Annotated in this window: 16 protein-coding genes; 6 read left to right on the plus strand and 10 right to left on the minus strand. The window is 73.0% G+C overall.

Features of this window, described 5'->3' with window-relative positions; genetic code table 11:
• Positions 1-20: 20 nt before the first annotated feature.
• The 3 genes from rpsN to rpmB are packed head-to-tail and all read right to left on the minus strand — an operon-like array spanning position 21 to position 735.
• On the minus strand, positions 21-326 hold the full coding sequence (gene rpsN, locus ABD998_RS07065; RefSeq protein ID WP_345437448.1) for a 30S ribosomal protein S14: 306 nt from the start codon (positions 324-326) through the stop codon (positions 21-23).
• Between the two features lie 2 nt (positions 327-328).
• Positions 329-499, minus strand: coding sequence for a 50S ribosomal protein L33 (gene rpmG / locus ABD998_RS07070; RefSeq protein ID WP_155049151.1), 171 nt, complete (start codon positions 497-499; stop codon positions 329-331).
• Positions 499-735, minus strand: coding sequence for a 50S ribosomal protein L28 (gene rpmB, locus ABD998_RS07075; RefSeq protein ID WP_317139406.1), 237 nt, complete (start codon positions 733-735; stop codon positions 499-501). Before rpmB ends, rpmG begins: the two co-directional genes overlap by 1 nt.
• Positions 736-1068: 333 nt before the next feature.
• Between rpmB and ABD998_RS07080 the strand changes: the two genes are divergently transcribed.
• From ABD998_RS07080 to ABD998_RS07105, 6 genes are read left to right on the plus strand one after another with little or no spacing between them, the layout of a single operon-like run.
• Complete coding sequence (locus ABD998_RS07080) at positions 1069-2367, plus strand: extracellular solute-binding protein (protein ID WP_345437455.1); 1299 nt, start codon at positions 1069-1071, stop codon at positions 2365-2367.
• Between the two features lie 10 nt (positions 2368-2377).
• Positions 2378-3301, plus strand: coding sequence for a carbohydrate ABC transporter permease (locus ABD998_RS07085; RefSeq protein ID WP_345437457.1), 924 nt, complete (start codon positions 2378-2380; stop codon positions 3299-3301).
• Positions 3298-4143, plus strand: a complete 846-nt coding sequence (locus ABD998_RS07090; RefSeq protein WP_345437459.1) for a carbohydrate ABC transporter permease — start codon at positions 3298-3300, stop codon at positions 4141-4143. The genes ABD998_RS07085 and ABD998_RS07090 overlap by 4 nt, the downstream gene beginning before the upstream one ends.
• A 13-nt stretch (positions 4144-4156) precedes the next feature.
• Positions 4157-5344, plus strand: a complete 1188-nt coding sequence (locus ABD998_RS07095; RefSeq protein ID WP_345437461.1) for an ROK family transcriptional regulator — start codon at positions 4157-4159, stop codon at positions 5342-5344.
• Positions 5341-6885, plus strand: a complete 1545-nt coding sequence (locus ABD998_RS07100; RefSeq protein ID WP_345437463.1) for a GMC oxidoreductase — start codon at positions 5341-5343, stop codon at positions 6883-6885. Before ABD998_RS07095 ends, ABD998_RS07100 begins: the two co-directional genes overlap by 4 nt.
• The gene (locus ABD998_RS07105; RefSeq protein WP_345437465.1) at positions 6882-7844 is read left to right on the plus strand and encodes a sugar phosphate isomerase/epimerase family protein; all 963 of its coding nucleotides are present in this window, start codon (positions 6882-6884) and stop codon (positions 7842-7844) included. Before ABD998_RS07100 ends, ABD998_RS07105 begins: the two co-directional genes overlap by 4 nt.
• A 40-nt stretch (positions 7845-7884) precedes the next feature.
• On the opposite strand, the gene ABD998_RS07110 is transcribed toward ABD998_RS07105, so the two are convergent.
• The 7 genes from ABD998_RS07110 to ABD998_RS07140 all read right to left on the minus strand — a co-directional run bounded on the left by ABD998_RS07110 (position 7885) and on the right by ABD998_RS07140 (position 14035).
• Positions 7885-8862 (minus strand): zinc-binding dehydrogenase, encoded by a 978-nt coding sequence (locus ABD998_RS07110; RefSeq protein WP_345437467.1) that lies wholly within the window; start codon positions 8860-8862, stop codon positions 7885-7887.
• A gap of 43 nt (positions 8863-8905) precedes the next feature.
• Positions 8906-9490, minus strand: a complete 585-nt coding sequence (locus ABD998_RS07115; protein ID WP_345437470.1) for a TetR/AcrR family transcriptional regulator — start codon at positions 9488-9490, stop codon at positions 8906-8908.
• Between the two features lie 75 nt (positions 9491-9565).
• On the minus strand, positions 9566-10225 hold the full coding sequence (locus ABD998_RS07120) for a DNA-3-methyladenine glycosylase (RefSeq protein ID WP_345437472.1): 660 nt from the start codon (positions 10223-10225) through the stop codon (positions 9566-9568).
• Positions 10222-11823 (minus strand): Ig-like domain-containing protein, encoded by a 1602-nt coding sequence (locus ABD998_RS07125; protein WP_345437474.1) that lies wholly within the window; start codon positions 11821-11823, stop codon positions 10222-10224. The genes ABD998_RS07120 and ABD998_RS07125 overlap by 4 nt, the downstream gene beginning before the upstream one ends.
• Positions 11813-12607, minus strand: coding sequence for a TIGR03943 family putative permease subunit (locus tag ABD998_RS07130; protein ID WP_345437476.1), 795 nt, complete (start codon positions 12605-12607; stop codon positions 11813-11815). The genes ABD998_RS07125 and ABD998_RS07130 overlap by 11 nt, the downstream gene beginning before the upstream one ends.
• A gap of 7 nt (positions 12608-12614) precedes the next feature.
• Positions 12615-13634 carry a permease gene (locus ABD998_RS07135; protein ID WP_345437478.1) on the minus strand — a complete coding sequence of 340 codons (1020 nt, stop codon included), beginning with the start codon at positions 13632-13634 and terminating at the stop codon, positions 12615-12617.
• Positions 13631-14035 (minus strand): Fur family transcriptional regulator, encoded by a 405-nt coding sequence (locus ABD998_RS07140; RefSeq protein ID WP_345437481.1) that lies wholly within the window; start codon positions 14033-14035, stop codon positions 13631-13633. Before ABD998_RS07140 ends, ABD998_RS07135 begins: the two co-directional genes overlap by 4 nt.
• Positions 14036-14050: the final 15 nt, after the last annotated feature.

The raw sequence follows: 14050 nt of genomic DNA on the forward strand, positions 1-14050 counted from the left end.
CCTTCGCGTGGAGCGGATGCTTACCAGCTCGACTTGGTCACGCCGGGCAGCTCGCCGCGGTGCGCCATGTCGCGGAAGCGGACACGCGAGATGCCGAACTTCGTGAGGACGCCGCGGGGACGGCCGTCGATGACGTCGCGCGAGCGGACGCGCACGGGCGACGCGTTGCGGGGCAGCTTCTGCAGGCCCACGCGAGCGGCCTCGCGCTGCTCGTCGGTCGCGTTCGGGTCGATGAGCTGCTTCTTCAGCTCGGCGCGCTTCGCCGCGTAGCGCTCGACGACGACCTTGCGCTGCTCGTTGCGAGCGATCTTGCTCTTCTTGGCCATGATTAACGCTCCTCGCGGAAGTCGACGTGCTTGCGCACGACCGGGTCGTACTTCTTGAGCACGAGGCGGTCGGGGTTGTTGCGGCGGTTCTTCTTGGTCACGTAGGTGTACCCCGTGCCCGCGGTCGAACGCAGCTTGATGATGGGACGGACGTCCTGTGCCTTCTTCGCCATTAGAGCTTCACACCCTTCGCGATGAGGTCCTTCACGACCGACTCGATGCCGCGCGCGTCGATCACCTTGATGCCCTTGGCGGACACGTTGAGCGTGATCTTCCGACCGAGCGACGGGACGTAGTACGTCTTCTTCTGCACGTTCGGGTCGAAGCGGCGCTTCGTCCGGCGGTGCGAGTGCGAGACGTTGTGACCGAAGCCGGGAACGGCACCGGTCACCTGGCACACAGCAGCCATGGTTCACTCCTTCATTACCGTGGGACCGACGGCCCCACCCAAGATCTCTTGTCTGCACGCCCGTCACCCGCCCGCGGACGGGCTGTGTTCAGGTGGGAGCGCACGAACTGCGCACAGGAGCGTGCGCAGACAAACGACGATCCTAGCACATCCGGGCGTGTCGCCGACGCGGATGGTCTCCGCGATTTCGCTACAACCGCCGAAATTATTCGTGACGGTCGGGACACGGTCCCGAAACACCGCCTTCCTAACGTCGTCCCCGGATGCGGCACCCCCGATTTCGCTACATCCGCACCTAATGCTCCACTCCCCTCCTCGAGAATCGAGCACCGCATGCCCTCCTCCTCCTGTACGCTCCGCGTCGTCGCCGGCCTCGGCCTCGTCGGCGTCCTCGCCCTCGCCGGCTGCGGCCGCGCCGACGACGCAGCGGCCCCCGCCGCGGCCGACACCGTCGTCGACGACTCCGCCGCGACCGGCACCGTGTCGCTCTGGGCCCCCGACGGCGACGCCAAGGTCCTCGACGAGGTGCTCGCGCCGTTCCTCGCCGACAATCCCGACCTCGACCTCGAGATCACCCTCGTGCCGGAAGCCGAGTACGAGACGAAGCTGCGCTCCGCCATCGCCGCGGGAACCGGTCCCGACCTCGCGCAGCTCTACCCCGAGACCGAGACGCAGTTCCTCGAGACGGGCGCGTTCGCCGCGGTCCCCGACGGACTCGTCGACGCCGGGTCGTTCTTCCCCGGCGCCTGGGATTCCGGCGTCCTCGACGACGTGGCGTACTCGGTGCCGTGGTACTCGTACACCTACACGCTCGTCTACCGGTCCGACCTCGCCGAGGCGGCGGGCGTCGACGCTCCCGCGACGTGGGACGAGACCGTCCCGTTCTTCGAGGCGCTCCAGTCGGCCGGCGCCGAGCGCGGCCTCGGCGCCGACATCGGCTGGGACAAGTACACGGGTCAGACCCTCGCGCAGTTCATCTGGCAGGCGGGCGGCTCGCTGCTCTCCGACGACGCGACGGCGTGGACGCTCGACACCCCGGAGACGGTCGCGGCGATCGAGTACAACGCCTCCTTCTTCACCTCCGGCGTCGCCGACCTCGACGGCCCGCAGTTCCTCGACGCGCAGCCCTACTTCGTCGACGCGAAGACGGCCGCGAGCATCACCGGCCCGTGGGTCATCGGCCAGCTCGACGAGGTGGCGGGCGAGGACGGCTGGACGGCTGAGCACGTCGCGACGGCGCCGCTCCCCTCGGGCGACGGCGGCTCCGTCGGCGCGCTCGCGGGCGGCAACTGGGGCGTGCTCGCCGACAGCGACGCCGCCGACGCCGCGTGGAAGCTGATCCGCCACATGGCGGACAGCGAGACGCAGCTCGCTCAGTACGCCGCCTACGGCTCGATGCCCGCCGTCGCCGCCGCCTGGGACGACCCGGCCATCGCCGACCAGCCGCTGCTGGACGCCTTCTACGACCAGCTCCAGACGGCGCAGACCTACCCCGCGTCGACGACGTGGCCGCAGATCGCGGCCCAGCTCGGAACGGAGCTCGAGCAGGTCGCGAAGGGCCAGAAGACCGCCGAGCAGGCGGCCGCCGACATCCAGTCGTTCGCCGACGGGCTCGGCACGGGCGCGGAGTGACCTCCCGCTCATGACCGCCTTCACCCCGGGGACGCCGCGTGCGCGCACGCGGCGTCCCCGCCCCGCGGCCCGGCGCTCGCTCGTCGCGTGGCTCTTCCTCGCCCCGTTCGCCGTCGTCTTCGTCGTCTACACGGCCGTCCCCGCGATCGCCGCCCTCGCGATGAGCCTCTCCGACCTGCGCGGAAGCGACCTGAGGAACCCGTTCGCCGTCGACTTCGTCGGCCTCGAGAACTACGTCCGGCTGTTCGGCGACGCGCGCTTCCTCACCGACCTCGGCAACACGGCCGTCTTCGTCGTCGTCGGCGTTCCGCTCACGATGCTCACGGGCTTCGCCCTCGCCGTCGCCCTCAACACGGGCATCCGGCGCCTTCGCGGCGTCTTCCGCACCGTCTTCTACGCACCCGTCGTGACGAACATCGTCGCCATCGCCCTCATCTGGCAGTACGCGTTCAACGCCGACGGCACCGTCAACGAGGCGCTCGGATGGTTCGGGTTCGCCGGCCCGAACTGGCTCACCGACACCGACCTCGCGATGCCCGTCGTCATCCTCCTGGGCGTATGGCGCAACTTCGGGACGGCCATGGTGCTCTTCCTCGCCGGGCTGCAGGCCATCCCCGAGGAGGTCTACGAAGCTGCCGCGCTCGACGGAGCAGGGGCGTGGAGCCGGCTGGTGCACGTGACGCTGCCCCTCCTCCTCCCCACCGTCCTCCTCGTGTCGGTGCTGCTCTCCACCTTCTACCTCCAGGTGTTCGACGAGCCGTACCTCCTCACCGACGGCGGGCCGCTCGGATCGACCGAGTCGGTCGCGCTCTACACCTACCGTCAGTTCGGGTTCGGCGAATACGGGCTGTCGTCGGCCGCGTCCTTCGTCATGCTCGCGCTCGTCGTCGTCGTGAGCGCCGTCCAGTTCCGCATCCTGAGGCCACGCACATGACCGCATCGACCGTCGCCCGCCGGCCCCGCGTCGGCCGCCCGCTCCTCTACGCCGCCGTCGTCGCCACGGCGCTCATCACCCTCCTCCCCTTCTACTGGGTCGTGTCCGGGTCGCTGCGGAGCCTCCAGGAGATCCGTCAGGAGCCGGGGGCGTGGTTCCCCGCCGCGCCGACGCTCGACAACTTCGCGCGCCTGTTCACGGAGGTGGGCTTCGGCACGTACCTCGTGAACAGCGTCGTCGTCGCGGCGATCGTCGTCGTCGGCAACGTCATCGCCGCGACCGCGGCGGGCTACGCGCTCACGAAATTCGACTTCCCCGGCAAGCGGCTCGCGTTCGCCGCCGTGCTCGCCGCGCTCATGATCCCGTACACGGCCGTCTTCGTGCCGCAGTTCGTCATCACCGTCAACCTCGGGCTCGTCGACACGCTCGCGGGCATCGCGCTGCCGAGCGTCGCGCTGCCGATCTCGATCTTCATCATGCGGCAGTACGCCTCGTCCGTCCCCGACGAGCTGATCGAGGCGGCCCGCCTCGATGGCGCGGGCGAGTTCCGCATCTTCTTCCGCATCTTCCTGCCGCTCGCCGGCCCCGCCGTCGCGACCGTCACGATCATGTCGTTCCTCACCTCGTGGAACAACTTCATCTGGCCGCTCGTCGTCGCGCAGTCGTCGGGGACCTACACGCTGCCCGTCGCGCTCGCCGCGACGAGCCAGGCCTCGGCGCACGTGCTCGACTACGGGCTCGTGCTCGCGGGCGCACTCGTCATCATGCTGCCCGTGCTCATCCTGTTCCTCCTGCTGCAGCGATACTTCGTCCAGGGCATCGCGGCGGCGGGGCTCAAGTGACAGGAGGAGCAGGATGATCGCCGGTCTCGATCCGCGGGCGCTGCGGCGCGTCAACACGTCGGTGACGCTCCGCACGCTCGCGGTGGCCACCGAGCCCGTCAGCATGACGGCCATCGCCGAGACGGCGGGGCTCTCGCGGCGCACGGTCGAGCTCATCCTCGACGAGCTCGTCGAGGCGGGATGGGTCGACGAGCTCGCGCGCATCCCCACGACGGGATCGGCGGGACGCCCGCCGCGTCGGTTCGAGCTGCGCGCCGAGCACGCGCTGCTCGCGGCGGCGCGCGTGACCACGCGCGAGGCGTCGGCCGTCGTCGCCGACGCACGCGGGCGCATCCTCGGCCGCGCGCGTCTCGAGCTGCCCGACGCGGACGACCCGCCCCGCACGCTCGACATCGTCGCGGACCTCGTCGTCGAAGCGGCGGACGCGGCGGGCGCGCCGTTCGGCCGGCTGCGGGCGGGAGCCATCGCCTCGGGCGGCGCGATCGACGACGACGGCGTGCTCCGCCGCCTCGTCAACACCGACCGCTGGCAGGGCGTCGATCTGCCAGCCGAGCTCGGTGCGCGCATCGACGTGCCGTGGTTCGCCGACAACGACGCCAACCTCGGCGCGCTCGCCGAGCGCTGGCGCGGCGTCGCGCGCGACCACGACGACGTCGTGTGGGCCATCCTGGGCGCTCGCACCGGAATCGGGACGCTCATCCGCGGGACCGTGCACCGCGGGTTCCAGGGCGGCGCCGGGGAGCTCATCGAAGCAGCCTCGCTCCCCGCGGACGCCTTCCACAGCCACCCCATCGGGGCGCTCACCTCACCGGACCCGTCAGAGCGCGCAGAGGCGCTCGCCCTCGTGGAGAACGCGCGCACGGGCCACGAAGCCGCGCTCGACCTCGTCGGCGAGTACGCCGAGTACATCGCGACCATCCTCGTCACCCTCTCCTGGACCGTCGCCCCCTCGCTCTTCGTCCTGGGCGGGGGCGCCGAGGACGCCGCCGACCTGCTGCTGCCGCGCGTGCGGGCGGCTCTCGACCGCGCGCGCACGCCGGCGGGCATCGCGGTCGAGGCGACCTCCGTGGGCGCCGACGCCCCGCTCATCGGCGCCCTGCGGTTCGTACTCGACCGCATGGACGTCGCCCTCTTCGGACCCGTCGTCTCCCTCGGCGCCGCCTCCCCTTCCACCCCCGCCCCCGCCAAGGAGCTGCCGTGATCCATCTGCCGCCGTCCGACGTCCTCATCGTGGGAGGCGGGCTCATGGGCGCCGTCGCCGCACGGCTGCTGCGCGAGGCCGACCCGACGACGCGCATCGCGATGCTCGACGCGGGGGCGCCCATCGGCGATGTTCCGGGCGTCCACCTCCACGACATCGCCGACCCCGCGCTGTGGGCGCAGTACAACGCCCGCGTGAGCTCGGGCATCCAGGGCATGTACACGGGCGCGGAGGTCGTGCGCGACGTGCCGGCCGACATCCGCGACGTGCCGCCCGGCATGTTCCACACCCTCGCCTTCGGGGAGGACGCGGAGCAGATGCCCGCGACGGCGATCGCGTGGAACGCCGGCGGAATGGGCGTGCACTGGACGGCGGCGACGCCGTGGCCGGCGGGTGCCGAGGTGTTCGCCGACGACGGGCGATGGGCGGACGACCTGGAGACTGCGCGGCGCGCGCTCGACGTGCGTCCCGTCGCGATCGGCCCCACCCCGCTCGGCCGCCGCGTCCTCGACGTGCTCGACGCGCGCTTCGGCGACGGCGCACCCGCCGACCGCCGGCCGCAGCCCATGCCGATGGCGGTCCGTCCAGGCCCCGACGGCGTGCTGCGGCGCACGAGCCCCGCGACGGTCTTCCCGCCCCTCGCCGACGGCTCCGACCCCGCGTTCGCGCTCGCGACGGGCGCGCTCACGACGTCGCTCATCGTCGAGGACGGCCGCGTCGCGGGAGCCCGCGTGCGCGATATGCGCGACGGCTCGGAGAGCGAGGTGCGCGCCGCCACGGTGCTCGTGTGCGCCGACGCCCTCCGCACCCCGCAGCTGCTCTTCGCCTCGGGCATCCGCCCCGACGCGCTCGGCTGCTACCTCAACGAGCACGCCTTCATCGCCTCGCGGGCGCTCCTCGACCTCGACCGGTTCGGCATCGCTCCCGACGACCTGCCGCGCGCGAGGGAGGGGGAGTTCTGCACCGACTCGCTCTGGATCCCGCAGAACGGCCCCGGCCAGCCCTTCCACGGGCAGGTGATGAACTCCACCTACCTCGACGACGACGGGCGGCCGCTCGCGCACTCCGTCGGCGTGTCGCTCTACACGCCGGTCGAGTCGCGGGCGGAGAACCGCGTGGCCTTCTCGGACGACGAGCGCGATCTCGCGGGGATGCCGCGCATGCGCATCGAGTTCTCGTACTCCGACGCCGACCTCGCGCTCATCGAGCGCGCGCTCGCCGTCGCGGAGGAGACCGCGCGCGCGTTCGGCGACTTCGACCCCGCGACGGAGCGCGCGCACCTCGTGCCCGGATCGTCGCTCCACCTCACCGGCACCGTCCGCTCCGGCCCCGTCGACGACGGGACGAGCGTGTGCGCGCCCGACGGCGGCGTCTGGGGGATCGAGGGCCTCTACCTCGCCGGAACCGGCGTCGTCCCGACCCCCGTCGTCGCCAACGCCACGCTCACGGGCGCCGTCACCGCCGTCCGCGCCGCACGCGCGATCACCGCGCGCGTCGCCGCCACGCACGCCACCCGCCTCGATCAGAAGGAGCCCGCATGACCTCCCGCCCCCTGCTGCGCGCCGACCGCGTCGCCCTCAACCCGATCCCGTGGATCAACGTCAAGGCCGACCCCGACGACCCGGCCAGCGAGGACCTCTGGCTGTTCGCCGACCCCGCCTTCCGCGCCGACTACCCGCGCGTGCTGCGGGCCATCCGCGAGTCGGGGTTCACCGCGACCATGATGGAGGTCCTCGACACGCAGACGCTCTTCGACTACCGGCGGATGGTCGAGGACGCGGGTCTCGCGCTCGCCCCGGGCTATGCGAGCGTCGCGCTCCCCGAGGACCACGGCGTGCTCTTCGAGCCGGCGTCGGCCGAGGGCGTGCGCTGGTTCGACGGCGTGCGGCGCAAGGCGGAGGAGTCGCTCTTCTTCGGCCTCGACACGGTCTTCCTCGCGCCGGAGGTGTCGTGGGCACCCGCCGCCCTCCGCACGCGCGACGCCGCGGCGATCGGCGCGGGCTTCCACGCCGGTCGCCTCGACCGGGTGATCGACGGGCTGGGCCGCGCCGCCGAGGTGCTCGCCGCCGAGGGCGTGCGCGCGGGCCTGCACAACCACGTCGGGACGTGGATCGAGACGGAGGAGGAGATCGAGCGGACGCTGGCGGCCATCCCGCCGTCGCTCCTCGGAGCCTCGTTCGACATCGGCCACCTGGCATGGGCGGGCATCGATCCCGCGGCGCTCATCGCGCGCCACGCCGACCGCGTGCTCGACCTCCACGTGAAGGACCTCGACCTCGGGATCGCCGCCGACACGCGCCGCACGCCGACGCCGTACCGCACAGCGACCGACCGCGGCGTCTTCCGCGAGCCGGGTCTCGGCGACATGGACATCGACGGTGCGCTCGCCGCGCTCCCCGAGGGATGGGACGGGTGGGTCATCGTCGAGGTCGACCGCGCGACCATGGCCCCCGAGGCGTCCGCCGCGGCGAGCTGGGAGTGGGTCGCGGCGCGCCTGTGACAGTCGGGTGCCCGCTCCGCGGGGCGGGCACCCGACCGCGTCAGAAGCGCAGCAGGACCTTGCCTGCGCGACCGGGGGCCGCGCTCGCGGCGGCCGCGGCGCGCGCCTCCTCGAACGGGAAGACGGCCTCGACGGGCAGCGCGACCTCGCCGGAGCCCACGCGCTGGAAGAGCTCGCCGATGAGCGCCCGGCGCTTCTCGGGCGCCATGGTCGCGCTGACGCGGCTGCCCCAGAAGCCCTTGAGCGTGGCCTGCTTGAAGATGAGGTCGCCCGATGACACCTCGAGCCGGCCGTCGGCCATGGCGCCGAACGACACCAGCGTGCCGCCTTCGCCGAGCAGCGACAGCAGGTCGCCCGCCGCCGAGCCTCCCACCGAATCGACCGCGGCGCGGGGCTCGGCGCCCGCGAGGATCGCGGCGGCGCGCTCGCGCCATCCCTCCGCCTCCGTCGAGACGATGTCGCCGATGCCGACGGCGGCGAGCTCGTCGACTCCGGCGTCGCGCCGCACGAGGCCCAGCACCCGGACGCCCCTCGCCCGCGCGAACTGCGCGACGAGCCGGCCGACGGCGCCGTTCGCCGTGTTCTGCACGATCCAGTCGCCCTCGCCGACCTCGAGGAAGTCGAGCAGGCTCAGCGCGCTGAACGGCATGGCGACGAGCTGCGCCGCCGTCTCGTCGGGGATGGCGTCGGGCACGGGGATGAGGCCGGCCGCGTCGGCGACGAACTGCTCCGCCCACACGCCGAAGGTGCCGCCCGTGACGACGCGCTGGCCCACGGCGAGACCGTCGACGCCCTCGCCGAGCGCGTCGACGACGCCGACCGCCTCGGTCCCGGCGCGCGCAGGCAGCTCGGGCCTGTAGCCGTACGTGCCGCGGATGGTCCACAGGTCGTGGTTGTGGATGGGCGAGAGCACGGTGCGGACCCGCGCCTGGCCGGGGCCCGGTTCGGGTGCGGTGACCTCGGCAACGTCGAGGACGTCGACGGCCTCGCCGAAGACGGGGTGGACGAGTGCGCGCATGGTGATGCCTTTCGTTCGTGTCGGTCGGGCGGATGGCCCGTGCTCACGACAGGAGGATGTCGGTCGTGAGGAGCGCGGAGCGGAACGCCTCGCCGTCGCGGCGGAGCCGGTCGACGAGCGCGGCGCCGAGCCACAGCTGGTACAGGGAGGCGGCGAGGTCGGCCGCGGGGCGGCGCTCGGGGATGCTGCCGTCGGCGTGGCCGGCGGCGACCGTCACCGCGAGAAGCGCGACGAGGCGCCGCACGCCGTCGTCGAGCGTCTCGCGCAGCGGCTCCGAGTAGCCGGACACCTCCGCGGAGAGCTTGACGACGAGGCACCGCTCGGCGGATGCCTCCCCCGCCTGCCCCGCCCAGGCCTCAGCGAGACGGCGGATGCGCTCATGCGCCGTGCCGCCGTCCGCGAGCAGCGCCTCGACGGCGGCGAGGTATCGCTCCACGTAGCGCTCGAGGACGGCGACGCCGAACGCCTCCTTGGACGGGAAGTAGTGGTAGAACGAGCCCTTCGGGACGCCGCACGTCGCGAGGATCTCCTGCAGGCCGACGCCCGTGAAGCCCTTCGCGCGGATGAGCTCCTCGCCCGTCGCGAGGATCGCGTCGCGGGTGAGCTCGGCCTTGGCGGTGCGGGTCATGCTCCCATGCTACGCGCCAGAATAGACCGGTCGTCTTGTTCTGGGCAGATGCTCAGGGCGCACTCGGCACCGCCCTCAGACGGCGGCGCCCCTGCCCGCTCTGAACGCCGACACGGTGGGATCGCCCGGGATCCAGAACCGCCAGGGGAAGGCGCTCGTCCCCGCGGTCCCCGCCACCCCGACGCGCGGGCCCGCGACGGCCTCGACCGGCCGGTCGGGCAGGTCGAGCCGAGCCACGGCGCCCGCGAGCTCCATCCCGTCCACGGCGTCGATGCCGTCGTGCTGCGGATGGCGCAGACCGACGGCGTCGCCGAGCCGCCCCGGCCCGCGCGCGAGATCGCGCGGCGCGCGGACGACGCCCCTGGCCATCCGCCGTCTCGTCGCGATCTGCTCGCCGCGCACGATCTCACCACCGCGCAGCAGGATGCCGCCGGCCTCGCCGTCCGGCCCGCACACGACGTTGACGCAGCTGTGGATGCCGTGGCTGAGGTACACGTAGAGGTGCCCTGGCTCGCCCCACATCGTGGCGTTGCGCGCCGTGCGGCCCATGCGCGCGTGCGATCCGGCGTCGTGCACGTCTCCCGTGCCGAGCCCGTGGTACGCCTCGACCTCGGTGAGCCGCACGGCGACCTCCTCGCCGTCCACGAGCGTCGTGAGCACGCCGCCGAGCAGCCGCGGCGCGACGTCCGCCGGCAGGCCGAGCAGCTCTGCGCGCTCGGCACGGTGGACCGTCATGCCGAGACGCCGTCCCACGGGCCCACATCGCACCAGCTGATGTCGAAGCCGTCGAGCGTCGACACCGTCTCGCCCGTCGCGATCTCGACGATGTGCGTGCGCACGGTCGCCGGCAGCGGCTGCAGCGCGTCGTACCCGTACGGATTGGTCGTGAGGTCGGGGGCGACGAGCGCCGCGATGTAGCGCCCGCTCGGCGACACGCACGTCTGCAGCAGCCCATCGGCGCCCGTCGCCTCGAACAGCGGCGTCGCGGCGCCCTCGTCGTCGACGAAGGCCACCGTCTGGGACGTGGGCACCCCGTCCGCCCCGAAGGTCACGAACTCGCGCACCGTGCCGCCGCCGGGCACGGGCAGCACCCGCCCCGCCTGGCCGAGGTCGTCGGCCGGCGCGACGAGCGCGGTCTCGTCTCCCGTCGTGAGGTCGAGCTGCACGCCGCCCGCCGCGTCGAGGCGCTCGACGAACGCGGTGTACGTGCCGCGGGTGACGGCGTCGATCGACATCGCCTGGCCGAGCACGGTGGGCGAGGGATCGTCGGCCTGCGGATCGTAGATGACGAGATCGCCCGCGAAGTCGACGTAGAGGAGCGCCGTCGAGTCGGGCACGAACCGCCAGCTCGCGATGCTCGGCTCCTCGTCGGCCACGACGAGCGGCACGGGCTCGGCGTCGGCGTCGTCGAGCGCGACCGTGAAGAGCACGCTCGCGCGCCCCTCCGTCTCGCTGAGCCCGTGGTCGGTGTACGTGAACCCGGCGAGGCGCCCCTGGGCGGAGACCTGGAGTCCCGTCACGTCGCCCTCACCCGGGAGCGGGATCTCGCGCGCGTCGCCGCCGTCGCGGTCGAGGACGAGGAGGTGCGAGACGTCGTCCTCCCGCACCGAGACGACGATGCGGTCGGACGTCGCCCGGAAGTCGTCGATGGTCTCGGCGGAGTAGACGGGCACGGCGCTCTCCCCGGAGAGGTCGCTGCGGAAGATCGTGTCCTCGCCGTCGGCGCCGCGCTGCAGCAGCAGGATCTCGGCGGCGGGAGTCGTGAACGACGCCTCGAGGGTCGCAGCCGGCCCCCCGCCGACGCTCTCCGCGCCGTCGATCGCGATCGTGTACTCGGTCGCGTCGTCGAGCGGCACCGTGAACCGCACCCCGACCATCCGCCCGGACGCGTCGACCGTGAAGGGGGTCTCGGGCGTCACGGAGACCTGCGCGGGGTCGATCGCCGCGAGTGCCTGGTTCGCCGTCAGCACGACCCGGCTGCCGGAGACCTCGACGGCCGCGGCGGGATCGACCTGCACGGAGCTGACGCGCGGTCCCTGCGCGAGGCTGAGCGCCGCTCCTCCCGCCGCGAGCACGGCGAGCACGCCGACGACGGCGAGGACGGCCGCGAGGAAGCGGCCGCGCGGGCGCCGCGCGTCGTCGGAGCCCCGCGAGGAGGACTCCCTCCCCCGGGCGCCTCGCTCAACGACCGGAGGAGGGACGGCCGACGTGTCCGCAGGAGGGACGGCCCACGCGGCCGGGGGCTCCGACGTGTCCGGCGGCACCGTGGCATTCGCCGCGGCGGCGCGCTCGCGGAGCTCGCGGCGGCTGAGGGGGCGATCCTCAGTACTCATAGGGGTCCTCCGGCTCCTCGACGACCGTGATCGTCTCGGGCTGGATGGCGAGGGCTCCGGCCGCATCGGCCGTCACGACCCCCTGCACCTCGATCCATTCCCCGACGGGGTAGTCGCCGGCGGCGTCGGCCGCGACCGACACCGGGATCGACGCCGGCTGCGCGTCGATCACGCAGTGCGTGATGACGAGCCGGCCGAGGCGCAGTCCGCCGTCCGAGCCGTCGGCGGGCGCGACGTATCCCGTCAGCGTGATCTCCTGGCCGGTGTAGGCGTCAGGGTTCGTCGCGGTCGCGAACACCGACGACCACTCTCCGACGCCGAACGCGCTCGTGTCCGCGGCGCCGAGGACGACCTCGTCCGCCCCGGCGAAGAGGGGCGGTGTGCCCGTGTCGCGATCCATGGCGAGCTCGACCGACAGCGACGCGGGCGGCAGCACGAGCGCCGCCACGGCGACGGCCGACGCGGCGACGCCCCCCACGGCGACGAACGCCGCCGACGCCCCCCGCGCCATCCGCCTGGGCCGATGAGCCGCCCCGTGGTCGGCGTCGACGTCGTGTGCGAGATCTGCGCCGTGGTCGTGGCCGTGCTCCGACTCCGCGCCGAGCGGGAGCGAGAACGACCACACAGCGCCCGCGAGCACGAGCACGGCCATCCCGACCGTGAACCACGCCTGCGCGGGGTTGATGTACAGCTGCAGCCGGCCCGTGAGGGCGAGGCCGATCGTCACGACGGCGAGGAGCGAGGCGAGGCCCGCGCCGAGCCAGCGCGTGCCGAGGGCGGCCATCCGGTGATCACGCAACGAGGTTCACCCCGATCCCGATGACGAAGGCGGCGAGCAGCACGACGACGACGATGCCCGCGAGCACGCGCGCCGTGAACGTGGTGCGCATGAGCGCGATCATCTTGACGTCGACGATCGGGCCGACGAGGAGGAACGCCACGAGCGACCCCGACGAGAACGTCGACGCGAACGAGAGCGCGAAGAACGAGTCGACGTTGGAGCAGATGGCGACCGTGATCGCGAGCAGCATCATCGCGACGATCGACAGCACGGGGTTGGATCCGACCGCCACGAGAACGCTGCGCGGGATGAGCACCTGCACCGCGCCCGCGATCGCCGACCCGATGACGAGGGCGGGCATGACGGCGCGCAGCTCGACGACGAACTGCGAGAGGCTGCGCCGCGCGCGCCCTCCCGTCTCGTGCGCGACGGCGTCGCACGTGTCGCGGAAGCGCTCCGTGAGCATGCGCTCGGGGTCGGGATGGCGGCTGTACAGCCATCCGACGAGGTTCGCGATCGCGTACCCGCCGAGCAGGCGCGCGACGAGGATGCCGCCATCCCATCCGAACGCCTGGTGGGTCGTGAGGATGACGATGGGGTTCACGATGGGCGCGGCGACGAGGAACGTCAGCGCGTCTGCCGGGCCGAGGCCGCGCATGAGCAGGCCGCGCGCGAACGGCACGTTGCCGCATTCGCACACCGGGATGAGCATGCCGAGCAGCGACAGCACGGCCCGTCGCGCCCAGGCACGTCGCGGCAGCACCCGCTCGATGAGGTGCGGCGGCACCCAGACCTGGATGGCGATCGAGAGGAGCACCCCGAGCACGACGAAGGGCAGCGACTCGATGAGCACGCTGAGCGCCAGCGTGAGACCGTCCTGCGCGCGCGTGGGGAGCGCGTCGGAGAACAGCGAGGGCAGCAGGGCGTCGATGAGGAAGAGGGCCGCGACGAGCGCGACGCCGACCCCCAGCCCGACCGCGACGCGGGCCGGGCGCGACGTGTCGGCGCGCTCGCGGGTCGTGGCCGTCACGCGGTGGCGGCGTCCTTCTCGGCCGCGCACTCCGCGCAGAGGCCGAAGATGTCGACCATGTGCTCCGCCTCGCGGAAGCCGTGACGCGCGGCGGTCTCCTGCGCCCACGCTTCCACGGGCGGCGCCTCGATCTCGACGGCCTTGCCGCAGCGGCGGCAGATGAGGTGATGGTGGTGGCCCTGCGAGCACGCGCGGTAGAGCGCCTCGCCGTCGGGGCTCTGCAGCGTGTCGGCCTCGCCCGTCGCCGTCAGGCCGGCGAGCGCGCGGTAGACGGTCGCCAGCCCGATGCCGGTGTTCTCGTCGCGCAGCAGAGCGTGCAGCGCCTGGGCGCTGACGAATCCGTCGGCGCCGGTGAGGGCGTCGCGCACGCGCTCGCGCTGCCACGTGTTCCGCTGGGCCATACGAGCGATTCTAGG

Origin of the sequence: Microbacterium gilvum (assembly GCF_039543865.1) — a bacterium.
Classification (GTDB): Bacteria; Actinomycetota; Actinomycetes; order Actinomycetales; family Microbacteriaceae; genus Microbacterium; species Microbacterium gilvum.